The sequence below is a fragment of the Bradyrhizobium sp. USDA 4541 genome, assembly GCF_024171085.1.
Taxonomy (GTDB): domain Bacteria; phylum Pseudomonadota; class Alphaproteobacteria; order Rhizobiales; family Xanthobacteraceae; genus Bradyrhizobium; species Bradyrhizobium australafricanum.
The window spans coordinates 6,608,917-6,625,017 of the sequence record NZ_JALJZF010000001.1 but is presented as its reverse complement, the minus strand read 5'-3'; the positions used below and the strand labels follow the sequence as shown (position 1 = coordinate 6,625,017).

Genomic DNA, 16,101 nt, shown 5'->3' with positions numbered 1-16,101 from the left:
GCTGGAAGCGACCCACGTTCCCACATACGAACTAATCGAACGTCCGGATCGAGGATAGCCAGGCGGAATGACCGGCCACCCCTGATGGGCCTGGTCGTGACCTGACGGCGACTCGCGGTGTCCGTGCCTCGGAAACGGCTAGTTCGATCGACTAGCCGAGCCGCTGATCGCGCGCGTTCTGGGTGTCCTCGGTCGCGACCTTGACGGCTTCGGTCGCGGCGCGCTTCTCGGCGCCCTTGCGGCTCGAGATGTCGATCGCCTTGCGGCCGGCGATCTCGTTGCCGGCCTCAGCCGGCATCTGCCAGAAGAACCAGGCCGAGGCCGCCGAGATCAACGAGACCACGATGAAGGCCGGCGCGAACACGTCGGCGGAGAGCTCGGTCTGGTGGTGCAGCGCCAGCGTGGTTTCAACCGAGAACGCGCCGACCGCGACGCCCGCGGACACTGCGAGCTGCTGATTGACGCTGACGAGGGTGGTGGCCCGGCTCATCTGCGGCGCTTCGACCTCGGCATAGGCCACCGTGTTGATCGCGGTGAACTGCAGCGAGCGGAAGAAGCCGCCGACCACCAGGATGGTGAAGATCAGCATCAGCGGCGTCGAGATCGTGAACAGGGCGCAGGCGGCCAGGAAAGCCGAACTGACCACCGCGTTGACGGTCATCATGTTGCGGAAACCGAAGGCGCGGATGATGCGCGCCGCCAGCGTCTTCATGCCCATGGCGCCGACCGCCGAGGCAAAGGTGACGAGACCGGACTGGAACGGCGACAGGCCGAAGCCGACCTGCATCAACAGCGGCAGCAGGAACGGCAGCGCGCCGATGCCGAGCCGGAACATGAAGCCGCCGACGATCGACGCGCGCATGGTCGGCAGCCGCAGCAAGCCGAAATCGAGCACCGGCGAACCGGTCCGCCGTGCGTGGATGACGTAAAGCGTCATCGAGACCGTGCCGACACCGACCAGCGCGGCGACGATCGGCCACGGCAGCAGATTGAGCCCGGCCACCGACAGCCCGAAGGCGATGCCGGCGAGGCCGATCCCGGCCAGCACCAGTCCCACGAGATCGAAGCGCTCGGGATCCTCGCTCTTGATCGGATCGATGTATTTCAGCGCCAGAAAGATGCCGAGCAGCCCGATCGGGATGTTGATCAGGAAGATCCAGTGCCAGGAGAAATAGGTGGTGATGAAGCCGCCGAGCGGCGGCCCGATCACCGGGCCGATCAGCGCCGGGACCGTCACCCAGGCCATCGCGTTGACCAGCGCACTCTTGTCGACCGAGCGCAGCAGCACCAGCCTACCGACCGGGGTCATCATCGCCCCGCCGAGGCCCTGCAGGATGCGGGCGAACACGAAATCGGTCACCGAGGACGACAGTGCGCAGCCGATCGAGCCCAGCATGAACACGCCGACGGCGCCGGCAAACACGATGCGGGCGCCGAAGCGGTCCGCGGTCCAGCCGCTCGCCGGGATGAACACCGCGAGCGACAGCAGGTAGGAGGTGATGGCCAATTTCAGCGTCAGCGGGCTGGAGCCGATATCGGCGGCGATCGCCGGCAGCGAGGTCGCGATCACCGTGGAGTCCATGTTCTCCATGAACAGGGCGGTGGCCACGATGAGCGGGATCAGGCGTTGCTTGTTCATCAAAACAGGACAGCTGTGCTGAAAAGGCGGGCGAGCGGGCCATATCATCCTGCCCTCGGCCACGCTATTGCGGAACCGGCCAAACGCCCTAAATCCTGCGTGACGCTGGTATGCATCCGCCCGTGTCCAAAGGTTCGCCGTGATCTACGTCCTTGCCGCTCTCCTGCCGCCGATCGGACTGCTCCTGAACGGACAGCCGTTTTCGGCCATCTTTAATCTGGTCCTGATCGTGTTTTGCGCGGTTTTCGGGCTGTTTTTCCACGTGTTGCTGCTGGTGCCGTCGGCCCATGCCCTGATCGCGGTCCACATGAAGCGCGAGGACCGGCGCCATCGCGAAATGGTCGAGGCGATCCGCCGCCATGGGCCGCCGCCGGGTTACCGGGCGCCCTGAACCGGCTCCCTAAAAAGGCCTGTGCATGGCTGGCAAACACTTTGATTCGTCATGCCGCCATGCTATCGACCAGCGTCAACCCCACCGATGGGCGCCGATTCGACGGTGACGCAGCGAGCGTCGCCGCAGGCGGCGTTCATCCGTAAGACCATCGCGGCTGGGCCGCAGATAAAGGAGTTGGCAATGGCCACGGGATTTCCGGCTATCCGCGAAGCCTTCACGTTCGACGATGTGCTGCTGAAGCCCGGTTTGTCCGACGTGCTTCCCTCGGAAGTCGATATTCGCTCGCGCGTCACCCGCGCAATCTCGCTCAACATTCCGATCATGGCGTCCGCGATGGACACCGTCACCGAGGCGCGCATGGCGATCGCGATGGCGCAGGCCGGCGGTCTCGGCGTCATCCACCGCAACTTCGATCCGGAAGGGCAGGCCGCGCAGGTGCGGCAGGTCAAGAAGTTTGAGTCCGGCATGGTGGTCAATCCGCTGACCATCGGCCCCGACGCCACGCTGGCCGATGCGCTGACCCTGATGAAGGAGAACGGCATCTCGGGCATTCCGGTCGTCACCGGTGCCGCCAAGAACGTGCCGGGCAAGCTGGTCGGCATCCTGACCAACCGCGACGTGCGTTTCGCCAGCGATCCCCGGCAGAAGGTCTCGGAGCTGATGACGCACGAGAACCTCGTCACGGTGCGCGAGGGCGTCGGCCAGGACGAGGCGAAGCGGATGCTGCACAAGCATCGCATCGAGAAGCTGCTCGTCGTCGACGACCAGTATCGCTGCGTCGGCCTGATCACCGTCAAGGACATCGAGAAGGCGGTCGCCCATCCGCTCGCCTGCAAGGACGAGCACGGCCGCCTGCGCGTCGCCGCCGCCACCACGGTCGGCGAGACCGGCTATGAACGCACCGAGCGGCTGATCGATGCCGGCGTCGACGTCGTCGTGGTCGACACCGCGCACGGCCATTCGCGCCACGTGCTCAATGCCGTCAACCGCATCAAGCGGCTCTCCAACGCGGTGCAGGTGGTGGCCGGCAACGTCGCGACCGAGGGCGGCGCGCAGGCGCTGATCGATGCCGGCGCGGACTGCATCAAGGTCGGCATCGGCCCGGGCTCGATCTGCACCACACGCATCGTCGCCGGCGTCGGCGTGCCGCAGCTTACCGCGATCATGGACGCGGTGGCCGCGGCGAAGAAGGCCGACGTGCCCGTGATCGCCGACGGCGGCATCAAATATTCCGGCGACCTCGCCAAGGCGCTCGCCGCCGGTGCCGACATCGCCATGGTCGGCTCGCTGCTCGCCGGCACCGACGAGACGCCGGGCGAAGTCTTCCTGTGGCAGGGCCGCTCCTACAAGGCCTATCGCGGCATGGGCTCGGTCGGCGCGATGGCGCGCGGCTCGGCCGACCGCTACTTCCAGCAGGACATCAAGGACACGCTGAAGCTCGTCCCCGAAGGCATCGAGGGCCAGGTGCCCTACAAGGGCCCGGTCGGCAATGTGATGCACCAGCTCGCCGGCGGCCTCAGAGCGGCGATGGGCTATGTCGGCGCCAAGGACATCAAGGATTTCCACGACAAGGCCGAATTCGTCCGCATCACCGGCGCCGGCCTGCGCGAGAGCCACGTCCACGACGTGACCATCACGCGCGAAGCCCCGAACTATCCGGGCGGGGTGTAAGCCCCAGCACCGTCATTCCGGGGGGGTCCGAAGGGCCGAACCCGGAGTCCCGGGAGCCCGGGATGCCGTCATCCGCTAGGCGAGCCAGCGCTTGCGTCGCTTGTAGTGCTTCACATCGCGGTATGATTTTCGCTTCTCTCCGGCGACGCCAAGATAGAACTCCTTGACGTCCTCGTTCGCGGCAAGGGCGTGCGCTTCGCCGTCCATCACCACGCGGCCGTTTTCGAGGATGTAGCCGTGGCTTGCATATCTGAGCGCCATATTGGTGTTCTGCTCGGCGAGAAGAAACGACACACCTTCCCTGGCGTTGAGATCCTTCACGATCTCGAAGATCTCTTCGACGATCTGCGGCGCGAGGCCCATCGATGGTTCGTCGAGCAGGATCATCTTCGGGCGTGACATCAGCGCGCGGCCAATCACGCACATCTGCTGTTCGCCGCCCGACGTATAGCCGGCGGTGGAACTGCGTCGCTCTTTGAGGCGGGGGAAATAAGCGTAGACACGTTCAAGGTCCTGCGCGATCGCGAGCTTGCCGTCCGTCCGTGTAAAGGCGCCGGTCAGGATGTTCTCCTCGACCGTCAGATGAGGGAAGGCGCGCCGCCCCTCCATCACCTGGATGCAGCCGCGTCGCACCACCTCGTTTGGCGACAGGGACTTCACCTCGACGCCGTTGAACAGGATCGAGCCCTTGGTGACCTCGCCGCGCTCTGCGTGCAGCAGATTGGAGACCGCCTTCAGCGTCGTCGTCTTGCCGGCGCCGTTGGCGCCGAGAAGCGCAACAATGCCGCCTCGCGGGACCTCCAGCGAGACGCCCTTCAACACGAGAATGACGTGATCGTAGACAACCTCGATATTGTTGACCGATAAAATCAGCGCTGCCGCTTCCGTCGCAGCGGTGACGACCTTGGCGATTGACATGCGCGGACCTCCAAACCGAGCAGGGGCTGCGATCCGGGAGCAGGCAATCCTGCCTCCCGGATCACTCGCACGGGTCAGGTTTCTTTCGCGCAGTCGCGCGGCTTGATCTTCTTCTCCGCGGCATACTTCGCGGACACGTCGGCGACGAGCGGTTCGATGAGCGATTCGTCAGCCGTGTACCAGTCGGAGATCACTTTCCAACCCTTGCCATCCCATTGCTGGACGCGCCCGTAGCGCGCGCCTTCGTGGTCGGAGCAGGAAATGCTGACCGGCTTCAACATTCCCTCAAAGCCGAGCTCCTTGATTCGTGCTTCGGTGAGTATCAGGTTCTCAAGCCCCCAACGGACCTGCTCGCCCGTCAGCGGTTGCTTGCCGAATTTTTCTTGCGCCTTGCGGATCGCCTCTACGCCGAGCATGGCATTCGTGATGCCGCGGTTGTAGAGAACTTCGCCGATCTTGCCAGGTTCTGTCGAACCCTTTCCCTTGGCGTAGACGTACTTCTCTATGTCGGCGTGCGCGGGGAATTTTCCTGCGCCATGCTGAAGCATCAACGATTTGTAGCCGCTGGCCTGATCGCCCGCCGGCGTCACATCCGGCTCCGCGCCTGACCACCAAACACCGATCATCTTGTCGCGCGGATAGGCGACGGCGGCCGCTTCCTTGATTGCCGTGCTGTTCATGACGCCCCAGCCCCAGACCAGGACATAGTCCGGCCGGTGCTGGCGGATCGCCAGCCATTGCGACTTCTGCTCGACGCCGGGATGCGTGACGGGAATCGGCGTGAACTCAAAGCCGTACTTCTGCGCCAGCACTTGCAGCATCGGAATTGGCTCTTTGCCGTAGGGGCTGTCATGGTACAGCAGCGAAATCTTCCTGCCTTTCAGCTTGTCGAAGCCGCCGAGTTCCTTGGCGACGTGCTGGATCGCGATGTCGGCCGCGGACCAATACGTGCCGAGCAATGGAAAATTATATGCGAACACCGCGCCGTTCTTGGAATCGGCACGGCCATACCCCATCGTAATGATCGGGATCTTGTCAGCCGCGGTCTTTTCGGTGAGTGCGAAGGTGATCCCGGTCGACAGCGGATTGATGAAGGCCGCGCCGGTTGGTCCTTTGCTCTTGAGACGCTCGTAGCACTCCACTCCCTTGTCGGTCGCGTAACCCGTCTCGCATTCCTCGATCAGAATCCTGACGCCGTTGATGCCGCCGTCACGTTCATTGATCAGGTTGTAGTAGTCTACCACGCCGTTTGCGTAGGGCGCGCCGTTCACAGCGTACGGTCCGGTCCGGTAAGACAGAATTGGGATGAATTGTTCGTTTTGCGCTGCGGCCGGTGCGCCAAGCGCCGCGCCGGCCAAGGCGGTCGCGAGTATCAGTAACCTGTGTGCAATACTTGCCATATTGATATCCTCCTTGCGGTACTTCCTTCCTCTCCGTTGTCGGCGGCCGTCACCCGATTGCGATCAAGGCACGATCACTGCCTCAATAGGGAAACGGCCAAAGCCTGAGCTTCTCCTTGCCGATCGAGATCAGCCGGGCGAAGCCATGGGGTTCCTTGATGAGCAGATAGCAGATCAAGGATCCGAAGATGATGAACTGGAGGTGAGTGATCGTTTGCGTCGACAGTGGCAGGCCGAGCTTGGTCGGAATCACATTCAGCATGATCGGCACGATGAGGATAAACGCTGCTCCGATGAACGAACCCATGATCGAGCCGAGCCCGCCGATGATGACCATGAACAGAAGCTCAAGCGAGCGGTCGATCGAGAACGCGAGCGGCTCCCATGAACCGAGGTAGACGAACGCCCAGAGCGCACCCGCCACCCCGATGATGAACGAAGAGACCGCGAAAGCCGTCAGTTTTGCATAAAGCGGCCTGATGCCGATCAGCTCGGCGGCAATATCCATGTCGCGGATCGCCATCCACTGCCTGCCGAGATTGCCGCGCACGAGATTTTTCGCCAACACCGCCATCACGGTCACGAAGAGCAGGCACAGCAGGTAGCGCTCGACCGGCGAGCGAACGACCATGCCGAAGAAATCCAGTTCCGGCGCATTCACTGATCCCGACGGGGCGTAGTTGGTGAACCACGGGATCCGCAGGAAGGCCCAATCGAAGAAGAACTGCGCGGCGAGCGTTGCGACCGCCAGGTAGAGACCCTTGATCCGGAGACTGGGAATGCCGAACAGGATTCCGGCACCCGCCGCCATGAACCCGCCAAGCAGAATGGATGCCAGCACGGGCAACGGTGGGATCGCGATCGCGAAGCCAAGCCAGGCAAGCGGGATATGAACGCCGGTCGCCAGCTTGTAGGCGGAATAGGCGCCGATGGCCATGAACGCGCCGCTGCCGAGCGAAATCTGGCCGCAATAGCCGACGAGAATGTTCGTCCCGATGGCGGCGAGCGCCAGGATGAGGAAGGGCAGCAGGATGGCCCACAACAGATAGTCGGTGCCGAACGGCCAGATCCGGAAGGTGGCCAACAGCGGCACGCCAATGAAAGCAATCGCGAGCAAGACGGCGAGGGCGATACGATCCTGCCGGATCGGGAAGATCGCCATATCCTCCGCATAGGTCGCCTTGAACTGGCCAGCTTCGCGATAGAGCACAACGACCTCCCTGCCCTCAGACACGTTCGATGATGCGTTCGCCGAACAGGCCCTGCGGCCGCAAGAGCAGCACCGCCAACGCCAGCACGTAGGCAAACCAATATTCGATGCCGCCGCCGATGGATGGACCGAGATATACCTCTGCGAGCTTCTCGCCGGCCCCGACAATGAGCCCGCCGACGATGGCCCCGGGAATGGAGGTGAGGCCGCCGATGATCAGGACCGGCAAAGCCTTCAGCGCGAGAAACGTGATGGAGAACTGCACGCCAAGCTTGGTTCCCCACACGGTCGCCGCGACGAGCGCAACGAGGCCGGCAACGAGCCAGACCACGAACCAAATCCAGCTGATTGGAATCCCGATCGAGTGCGCGGCCAAATGGTCGTCGGCCACGGCTCTGAGCGCGCGACCGGTCTTGGTGCGCTGAAAGAAGACCGCGAGGCCGGCGACCAGGACGCCCGCGATCAATGCGCCCCAGACGTCCAGCTTGTTGACCAGAATCCCGCCCGGGAACAGGCCTTCGAACAAGAACCAGGCGTCGGTCGGGAACAGCCGCAACGGGTAGACATCCGATCCGAAGATCATCTCCGCGGCGCCCTCGATAACGAATGTCACGCCGATCGTCGACATGAACAGCGTCAAGCCATCCTGATTGACGAGAGGTCCGATCACGAACCGCTCGATGAGCCAGGCGGTTGCTGCCATGATCACGGCGGCAAAGCCGATAGCGAGGATGACCGCGACCCAAAGCGGAAGGCCGTTGGCGACCAGGAGGTCGAGGGCGCGAACCAGCGCCAATCCCGCGAGCAACACCATTGCTCCCTGCGCATAGTTGAATACGCCGGATGCCTTGAAGATCAGCACGAAGCCGAGCGCGACCAGCGAATAGAGCACGCCGGACATCAATCCGCCGATCAGGACCTCGAGAAACTGACCCAGTGCGATCATGGACGCACCTCAATGCGCGACGCCAAGATATGCGTCGATGACGGCTTGGCTTCTCTTCACTTCATCAGGCGTGCCGTCGGCGATCTTCACGCCGTGATCAAGCACCGCTACGCGATCTGACAGATCCATGACCACGGCCATGTCGTGCTCGATCAGGGCAATGGTCGTGCCGTAATGGTTGTTCACATCAATGATGAACCGCGACATGTCCTCCTTCTCCTCGAGGTTCATGCCTGCCATCGGCTCGTCCAGGAGCAGAAGGTCGGGCTCCATCGCCAGGGCGCGACCGAGTTCGACACGCTTCTGCAAGCCGTATGGCAGACGCCCGACGGGTACCTTGCGGATTGTCTCGATCTCGAGAAAGTCGATGATCTCCTCGACCTTGCGCCGATGCTCGATCTCCTCTGCGAGGGCAGGGCCATAACGCAGCAGCTGCCACAACAGCCCCCGGCGCACCTTCAAGGTGCGGCCTGCCATGATGTTGTCGAGCGCGCTCATGCCCTTGAACAGGGCGACATTCTGAAAGGTGCGCGCGATGCCGCCGCGCGCCGCCTCGAACGGCTGCATTTTGGACCGGGTGCTTCCCTTGAAGGTGATGGCGCCATGGTTGGGGTGATAGAACCCGTTGACGACGTTCAGCATTGAGGTTTTGCCGGCGCCATTGGGGCCGATGATGGCGCGAATTTCGCCTTTCTTGACGTTGAACGAGACGTCCCGCAGCGCCTTGACGCCGCCGAAGGCCAGTGCCACGCCCTCGACCTGCAGCAGGATTTCGTTGGCGTTTGGCGCTCTCATGCTGCTCTTCCGAGCGATTCTGCCGGACCGATGATTTGCATGTCGCGAATCTCGACTCGTGCAGCGATCGTGCCCTTCCGGCCATCCTCAAACGTGACTTCCGTGGAAATGTCGGCGTCATGCGCTCCGTTGTAGAGTGCCGTGACCAACGACGCATAGCGTTCGGCAATGAAGCGGCGGCGCACTTTCTGCGTGCGGGTCAGCTCGCCGTCATCCGCGTCGAGCTCCTTGTGCAGAATGAGGAAGCGGCGAATCTGGGCGCCCGCAAGCACCGGTTCCCCGGCCAGGGAGCGGTTCACCGCGGCAACGTCTTTGGCGACCATGTCGTAGACCAGCGGATGCCCGGCAAGCTCCTGATAGGACCCGTAGGCGACGTTGTTGCGTTCCGCCCAATTCGCGACCGCGACCGGGTCGATGTTGAGCATGGCGCATACGAACTCTCTGGAGTCACCGAAGGTGATCGCTTCCTTGATATTGGGATAGAACTTCAGCTTGTTCTCAAGGTACTTGGGAGCAAACATCGTGCCGTCAGCCAATCGACCGACGTCCTTCGCACGATCGATGATCTTCAGATGCCCGGTTTTCTCGTCGAAAAAGCCCGCATCGCCGGTCCTGACATATCCGTCGGACGTCATCGCTTCCGCGGTCTTTGCCTGATCCTTGAAATATCCGAGGAACATGCCGGGCGAGCGAAACTGCACTTCGCCCGAGTCCGCGATGCGGATGTCGACGTTGGGCGCCGGCGGACCAACCGTATCCGGATAGATCTCGCCATCGGGCTGACACGTTACATAGAGGAACGCCTCGGTCTGGCCGTAGAGCTGTTTCAGGTTCAGTCCGATCGCGCGGTAGAACGCGAACAGATCCGGACCGATAGCTTCGCCTCCAGTGTATGCGACGCGCACCTGAGACAGGCCAAGAACGTTCTTGAGAGGTTCGTAGACCAGCCAGCGTCCGAGCGCATAGAGCAATCGGCCTGACAGCGGCACCGGACGTCCCGTCAAGACTTGCTCGCCATACCGCCGCGCGACGTCCAGAAAGTAGCTGAACAATCGCCGCTTGATCGGCGCCGCGTCCTCCATCCGGACCATCAGCCGCGTCAGCATGGCCTCGTAACCGCGTGGCGGGGCCAGGTAGAAGGTTGGTCCTATCTCATGCCGATCCTGCTCGATTGTGTTGCTGCTCTCGGGGCACGCCATGCAGAATCCGGCCACCAGGCCTTGCGCATAGCTGACGTAATGATCGCCCGCCCAAGCCAGCGGCAGATAGGCCAGCACCACGTCCTTGTCGGTCAACTTGTCGAACCGCGTGGTGTCGGTTGCAGCATCGATGCAGCCTCGCGCCGACAGCATGACGCCCTTGGGCGCGCCGGTCGTTCCCGAGGTGTAGAGGATGATCGCGATGTCCGAACCGTTGCCGGCCCGAATGGATTCATCGATCCGTTCGCCAAGCGCCGGGTCGGCTGCAAGCGCGGCGCGGCCGTCATTGATGATATCGCCGATTGCGATCAGTCGACCGTGGTCGTAGCCGTCGATTCCGCGCGGTTCGTCGTAGATAATCCTGTTGAGTTGCGGCAGTCGGTCGGACACCGACAGGACCTTGTCGACCTGCTCCTGGTCCTGCGCTGCGACCAGCGTCACCTCGGCGTGAGCGAGAACAAAAGCAAGCTCATCAGCCACTGCATCGGAGTAGACTGGAACGGGGATTGCGCGCAGCGTCTGCGCTGCCATCATGGTCCAGTAAAGCTTGGGCCGATTGGAGCCGACGACCGCGATTGTCTCGCCTGGCCGCAAGCCAAGGCGATGCAAGCCGGCGGCGTAGCTACGTATGATCTCGGCAACCTCAGCCCAGGTCCAGCTCTGCCAGATGCCGAGATCCTTATGCCGGAACGCTGGCCGCGTGCCAAATTGTGCCGTGTTTCGCAGCAGCAATTTGGGAAACGTATCATACGATCCGTCGCCGGCCATGTCGGTCTCGATCCAAAAACCGAAGCGTTGGTTCGCTCCTGTTATGGTGATGCCTGCCCCATTTTTGGGTAACAGACATGCGAGTGCCGCATGGTCCGAGATTACAGCGAATCGAAAGTCCGACAAGTGCCAGATTGATAGGTCGCGTTTTTGCCGCGGGCGCGCGCGGCAGAGATAGGTCTACCGGCTGCCAATTCGCCGAAGGTGAATCCGGCCGCCACCAAACGGACATTGCGGCGCGAAGACGCTGATCGGCTCTCAAGAGGTAACCCCAATGCTTCGGAGAGCCTCACGTCCATCGGACGGTCCCGCGAAGCTGACCGGAGTCCTGCGCCACTCAGGTTTCGAGGGCGACCGGAAACCGGTTGCCGATCAGCTGCGCGGCCGCCCTCGTTGCGACAATGGAGGGCCGCCTGACCGCCTGGCTCCGCCGTGCCGGATCGCGAGGTCGGGTCAGGCGACTTGACTACGGCTGCTTCGTCTGCCGGTGGCGCGCCGTGACAAACTGCCGCCACCAGGGGGCCCTGCGAACCGCCGCGACGTGACGGTATCGCGTTGGCGCCAATGTGCCTGGCATGATGGCTGTCATTTCAAACAACATTTCAAACAACGCAACGCGAAGACAGCAAATCCATTTCCCTTGCGGGGAGGTGGATTGCATGACTACGTGTGCGCCACGAACCAATCATCCCAAGAGGAAATCATGTCCCAAGGAAAGCGCATCGTTCTGGCTTCGCGCCCGCACGGCGAGCCCACGTCGGCCAATTTCAGGCTCGAGGACTACACGCCGCCGGCACCGGGTGCGGGCGAGGTGCTGCTCCGCACCATCTGGCTGTCGCTCGATCCCTATATGCGCGGCCGCATGGCCGACGGTCCGTCCTATGCCGCACCGGTGCCGGTCGGAGGCGTGATGGAAGGCGGCACGGTGAGCGAGGTGATCGCCTCCAACAATCCCGGCTTTGCCAAGGGCGATATCGTACTATCGCGCGCGGGCTGGCAGACGCATGTGCTGTCCGACGGCAAGGGCCTTGCCAAGATCGATCCGAAGATCGCGCCGATCTCGACCGCGGTCGGTGTACTCGGGATGCCCGGCATGACCGCCTACACCGGCCTGCTCGAGATCGGCAAGCCGCAGGCGGGCGAGACGGTGGTGGTCGCGGCGGCGTCCGGCGCGGTCGGCTCGGCGGTCGGCCAGATCGCCAAGATCAAGGGCGCGTGGGCGATCGGCATCGCCGGTGGCAAGGACAAGTGCGCCTACGTCAAGAACGAGCTTGGCTTCGACGAGTGTCTCGACCACCGCGATCCCAATCTCGCGGCCAAGCTGAAGGAAGCCTGCCCGAAGGGCATCGACGTCTATTTCGAGAATGTCGGCGGTGCGGTGTTTGACGCGGTGTTTCCGCTGCTCAACGCGTTCGCGCGCATCCCGGTCTGCGGCCTGATCGCGCATTACAACGACACCGAAGCGCATGCCCCGAAATGGGCCGGCGCGATGATGCGCAACATCCTGACCAAGCGGCTGACCTTCCGCGGCTTCATCGTCAGCGACTTCGCCGCCATGCATGGCGACTTCCTCCGCGACATGTCGCAGTGGGTGCGCGAGGGCAAGGTCAAGTACAAGGAGTTCGTGACCGAGGGCCTGGACAGCGCGCCGGAGGCCTTCATGGGCCTGCTCAAGGGCGCCAATTTCGGCAAGCAACTGGTCCGGGTCGGGCCGGACAAGGCCTAAGTTACAGGCTCCGGAAGCTCCCATTCCGCGCAACAAAGTATCAAAAGCGCGACAATGGCGGGGATTTGGGGGCCTTTTGGCCCCCATTTGCTTGACGGAGACCCGCAGCAGTTGATTCAATATGGCTATATTTCAGGTGTAGCCATGATTTTTGAAGCTATTGTTTTCGGGGTCATTCTCCTCGCCGTCGGCTATTGGGCGACGATGTTCGTCATGGGCCGCCGCGACGACGTCTTGCATGGAAAATTCGTCGAGGAGCAGCCGGACACGACGCCGGTCCGCTTCATGCCGCACGTAGCTTGCGTACGGCCCGCGCAGGCGGCACCACAGCCCGACAAGGACACGCTGCAGGCGCTGCTCACCGTGATCAAGCAGGACCTGCACGACGCGGCGCGGAGCTGACGCGGCTCAGGCCGGCTCCTTGCCGAGCAGCATGTCCAGGTCGACATCGACCTGGCCCTTCGCCCTGAGGTGGCGGACCTCGAAACTGTCGGGCTGGAAGCGGTATTCGACGAGACCGGTTTCCTTGATGCCGATCACCTCCTGCCGCGCGTCGGAGATGACGAAGCCGGCCGAGGGCGCCCAGATGTGTCTCACATGCTCGAACGTATAGTCGCGACGCTGGTGCACATGGCCGCTGCCGACCAGACGCCAATCGACCTTGCCGAGCATCTCGATCAGGCGGCGGCGCGCCGGCTGCGGCACGAAGCGGATCGCGGTCTCGGCGTGCTCGGCATCGTAGGGCAGGTCGAGATAGATCGGCTTGTGCAGGAACAGCGCGACCGGCCTGCCGACCGCCTTGTCGAGCGCGCCTGCGAGCCAGTCGAACTGCTCGGCCTCGCTGTCGAGGCCGGTGTTCATGATCAGCGAATTCAGCCCGATGAAGCACCAGCCGGCAGCGTCGAAATGCCAGCGGTCCTCGCCGAGCACCGAGGTGAAGGCGCCGCGCGTCTCCTCGGTCGGCAATTGTGAAGGCGTGGGGCCGACCGCGGTCGGATTGTCACCGATGTCGTGATTGCCCGGCAGATAGAGGCAATCGACCGGCAGCGCGTTGTGCAGCTCCTTGGCGAATGCGAGGTCGTCGCGGCTGGTCGGCCCGTCGAACGAGACGTCGCCGGAGTTGAGCACGAGATCGGGACGCGTCGCGTCGATGTGCTCGCTGACGCGATGAAAGTTGTCGATCAGCGGCTTGAAGCGGCGCGCGAGATGGGTGTCGGAGATCTGTGTCAGGCGAAATTGGGGCATGCATCGCTCCTTTCGGCCGGAGCATAGGTCGGCGCGAAGTCGGAACGATGACGATTTTGCCGTCTTGTTCGATGCCTCGTTTGAAGCCCTGTTTGATGTGTTGTTTGGTTTTGCGCCTTGGGCGGTCGCTCGATCGCCAGTTGCCGCACCGACGCCGGCGAGTCCTGCCGTCACCATGCCGGGCACGCCGCTGCCCGGGCCGCGCTGTCGAGGATCAGGGTGATGATGCTGATCGGGCCAACCGTGAGGGGCTGAAACCGCCATTGGTCCTGGGAGTTGGTCACCCGGGCTCGGATTACGGTTCAACGGGTTACCGCGCACGCTTCATTGTGTTGGGGGCGAGTCGCGGCTAAGAGGGCGGCCGGGCGCCCGCGGCTGAGGGAGATTTTTGATGTCGGTTCAAATGGTTCTGTTACCGGTCTTCATCCAGATCGGGATCACCTTCGCGCTGTTGTTCGCCATGGCGACGACGCGTACGAGGGCTCTGACGAGCGGCGAGACCAAGATCGCCGACATCGCGCTGCGCGAGCCGAACTGGCCGGCCCAGGCCACCAAGTTCGGCAACTGCTTCGCCAACCAGTTCGAGCTGCCGATCCTGTTCTATGTCCTGATCGCTATTGCGCTGCCGCTGCGCCGTGCCGATCTGTTCATCGTGCTGATGTCCTGGGTGTTCGTGGTGACACGATTTGCCCATGCCGGCGTGTTCGTCACCTCCAACGACGTGCGGCCGCGCTCGCTCGCCTGGTTCGCCGGCGCGCTGGTGCTGGCGGCCATGTGGCTGTATTTCGCGCTCAGACTGCTGCTGCTGATCTGATGCGCCCAACCGAAAGAGACCAATGACCCCCGCTGCCCGGCTTTCCGCCGCGATCGAGCTGATCGCCACCATCGACGCACAGCGCATTCCCGCGGCGAAAGCGCTGAAGGAATGGGGCACCGCGCACCGTTATGCCGGCTCCGGCGATCGCGCCGCGATCTCCGGCCTGATCTGGGACGTGCTGCGCCGGCAATCCTCCGCGGCCTATTTGATGGACGACGCCAGCGCCCGGTCGCGCGTGCTCGGCATGCTGAAGCTCGAACGCGGCATGGACATCGCCACGATCCAGGCGCTGTGCGACGGCGGCCGGTTCGCGCCGGATCCGCTGACCGCGACCGAGGAGGCCGCATTGGCCTCGCGCTCGCTCGAGGATGCGCCGGCGCATGTCGCGGGCGATTATCCGGACTGGCTCGACCCGCATCTGGCAAGGGTGTTCGGCGACGACCGCGCCGCGGAAGCGACCGCGATGGCGAGCCGCGCGCCGCTCGATCTGCGCGTCAACACGCTGCGCGGCAAGCGCGAGAAGGTGCTGTCGCGGCTGTCGCATCTCGGCGCCAGGGAAACGCCGTGGTCGCCGCTCGGCCTGCGCATCGAGCTCGGCGCCGACGCGCGCAATCCGGGCATCCATGCCGAGGAGGATTTCATCAAGGGCGCCATCGAGATCCAGGACGAGGGCTCACAGCTCGCCGCGCTGTTCTCGGCGGCCAAGCCCGGCGAGCAGGTGATCGACCTCTGCGCCGGCGCCGGTGGCAAGACGCTGGCGGTGGCGGCGATGATGCAGGGCAAGGGCCGGCTGATGGCGACCGACAGCGACAAGCGCCAGCTTGCGCCGATCCATGAGCGGCTGTCGCGCGCCGGCGTGCACAATTGCGATGTGCGCACGCCGCGCGGCGAGGAGGAGGTGCTGTCCGACATCAAGGCGTCCGCCGACCTCGTGCTGATCGACGCGCCCTGCACCGGCACCGGGACCTGGCGCCGCAATCCCGACGCCAAATGGCGCATGCGCCCCGGCGCGCTCGAGGTGCGGCTGAAGGATCAGGCCGAGGTCCTGGAGCGCGCCGCGCCGCTGGTGAAGGGCGGCGGCCGGATCGCCTACATCACCTGCTCGGTGCTCTCGGAGGAGAACGGCGAGCAGGTCAGGGCCTTCATCGCGCGGCATCCGGAGTTCTCCGTGCAGCCGCCGGAGCAGACCGCAGCGGTGCTGTGGGACAAGGCCGAAGCCTTTGCCGAGGCTGCGCTGCAGTCAGCGGAAGGCCTGCTGATGACGCCACGCCGCACCGGCACGGATGGGTTCTTCGTCTCGGTGCTGAGGAAGGCGTAACGCTTCCCCCGCCGTCGAGGAGCTCGCGACAAAATTGCAGAGCAATTTTGCGCTG

The 16,101-nt window shown here is 63.6% G+C and carries 14 protein-coding genes; 6 read left to right on the top strand and 8 right to left on the bottom strand.

Features of this window, described 5'->3' with window-relative positions:
- Nucleotides 1-151: 151 nt before the first annotated feature.
- Nucleotides 152-1,639 carry a DHA2 family efflux MFS transporter permease subunit gene (locus J2R80_RS31655; protein ID WP_253639934.1) on the bottom strand — a complete coding sequence of 496 codons (1,488 nt, stop codon included), beginning with the start codon at nucleotides 1,637-1,639 and terminating at the stop codon, nucleotides 152-154.
- A 139-nt stretch (nucleotides 1,640-1,778) separates the two neighbouring features.
- Between J2R80_RS31655 and J2R80_RS31650 the strand changes: the two genes are divergently transcribed.
- Nucleotides 1,779-2,030: a hypothetical protein gene (locus tag J2R80_RS31650; protein ID WP_076826608.1), complete on the top strand. Its 252-nt coding sequence runs from the start codon at nucleotides 1,779-1,781 to the stop codon at nucleotides 2,028-2,030.
- A 183-nt stretch (nucleotides 2,031-2,213) separates the two neighbouring features.
- Nucleotides 2,214-3,704 carry an IMP dehydrogenase gene (guaB, locus tag J2R80_RS31645; protein WP_028344677.1) on the top strand — a complete coding sequence of 497 codons (1,491 nt, stop codon included), beginning with the start codon at nucleotides 2,214-2,216 and terminating at the stop codon, nucleotides 3,702-3,704.
- A gap of 75 nt (nucleotides 3,705-3,779) precedes the next feature.
- On the opposite strand, the gene J2R80_RS31640 is transcribed toward guaB, so the two are convergent.
- The 6 genes from J2R80_RS31640 to J2R80_RS31615 form a co-directional block, all read right to left on the bottom strand.
- The gene (locus J2R80_RS31640) at nucleotides 3,780-4,622 is read right to left on the bottom strand and encodes an ABC transporter ATP-binding protein (RefSeq protein ID WP_057019776.1); all 843 of its coding nucleotides are present in this window, start codon (nucleotides 4,620-4,622) and stop codon (nucleotides 3,780-3,782) included.
- Nucleotides 4,623-4,696: 74 nt separating this feature from the next.
- Nucleotides 4,697-6,022: an ABC transporter substrate-binding protein gene (locus J2R80_RS31635; protein WP_076826610.1), complete on the bottom strand. Its 1,326-nt coding sequence runs from the start codon at nucleotides 6,020-6,022 to the stop codon at nucleotides 4,697-4,699.
- Between the two features lie 82 nt (nucleotides 6,023-6,104).
- Nucleotides 6,105-7,232: a branched-chain amino acid ABC transporter permease gene (locus tag J2R80_RS31630; RefSeq protein WP_141339946.1), complete on the bottom strand. Its 1,128-nt coding sequence runs from the start codon at nucleotides 7,230-7,232 to the stop codon at nucleotides 6,105-6,107.
- Nucleotides 7,233-7,248: 16 nt separating this feature from the next.
- Complete coding sequence (locus J2R80_RS31625) at nucleotides 7,249-8,178, bottom strand: branched-chain amino acid ABC transporter permease (RefSeq protein ID WP_080667122.1); 930 nt, start codon at nucleotides 8,176-8,178, stop codon at nucleotides 7,249-7,251.
- A 9-nt stretch (nucleotides 8,179-8,187) separates the two neighbouring features.
- Nucleotides 8,188-8,973 carry an ABC transporter ATP-binding protein gene (locus tag J2R80_RS31620; protein ID WP_050386723.1) on the bottom strand — a complete coding sequence of 262 codons (786 nt, stop codon included), beginning with the start codon at nucleotides 8,971-8,973 and terminating at the stop codon, nucleotides 8,188-8,190.
- Nucleotides 8,970-10,940, bottom strand: a complete 1,971-nt coding sequence (locus J2R80_RS31615; RefSeq protein WP_076826613.1) for an AMP-binding protein — start codon at nucleotides 10,938-10,940, stop codon at nucleotides 8,970-8,972. Before J2R80_RS31615 ends, J2R80_RS31620 begins: the two co-directional genes overlap by 4 nt.
- Before the next feature lie 703 nt (nucleotides 10,941-11,643).
- Here J2R80_RS31615 and J2R80_RS31610 point away from each other — a divergent pair.
- Nucleotides 11,644-12,666 (top strand): NADP-dependent oxidoreductase, encoded by a 1,023-nt coding sequence (locus J2R80_RS31610; protein ID WP_253639933.1) that lies wholly within the window; start codon nucleotides 11,644-11,646, stop codon nucleotides 12,664-12,666.
- A 54-nt stretch (nucleotides 12,667-12,720) separates the two neighbouring features.
- Nucleotides 12,721-13,068: a hypothetical protein gene (locus tag J2R80_RS31605; protein ID WP_307720386.1), complete on the top strand. Its 348-nt coding sequence runs from the start codon at nucleotides 12,721-12,723 to the stop codon at nucleotides 13,066-13,068.
- A gap of 6 nt (nucleotides 13,069-13,074) precedes the next feature.
- Here J2R80_RS31605 and J2R80_RS31600 read toward each other — a convergent pair whose 3' ends face one another.
- Nucleotides 13,075-13,911, bottom strand: coding sequence for a metallophosphoesterase (locus tag J2R80_RS31600; protein WP_076826616.1), 837 nt, complete (start codon nucleotides 13,909-13,911; stop codon nucleotides 13,075-13,077).
- A gap of 391 nt (nucleotides 13,912-14,302) precedes the next feature.
- On the opposite strand from J2R80_RS31600, the gene J2R80_RS31595 reads away from it, so the two are divergent.
- Nucleotides 14,303-14,725 carry an MAPEG family protein gene (locus tag J2R80_RS31595; RefSeq protein WP_076826618.1) on the top strand — a complete coding sequence of 141 codons (423 nt, stop codon included), beginning with the start codon at nucleotides 14,303-14,305 and terminating at the stop codon, nucleotides 14,723-14,725.
- A 22-nt stretch (nucleotides 14,726-14,747) separates the two neighbouring features.
- A complete protein-coding gene (locus tag J2R80_RS31590; RefSeq protein WP_076826620.1) occupies nucleotides 14,748-16,046 on the top strand; it encodes an RsmB/NOP family class I SAM-dependent RNA methyltransferase in 1,299 nt (432 codons plus the stop codon).
- The last annotated feature ends 55 nt before the right edge of the window (nucleotides 16,047-16,101 follow it).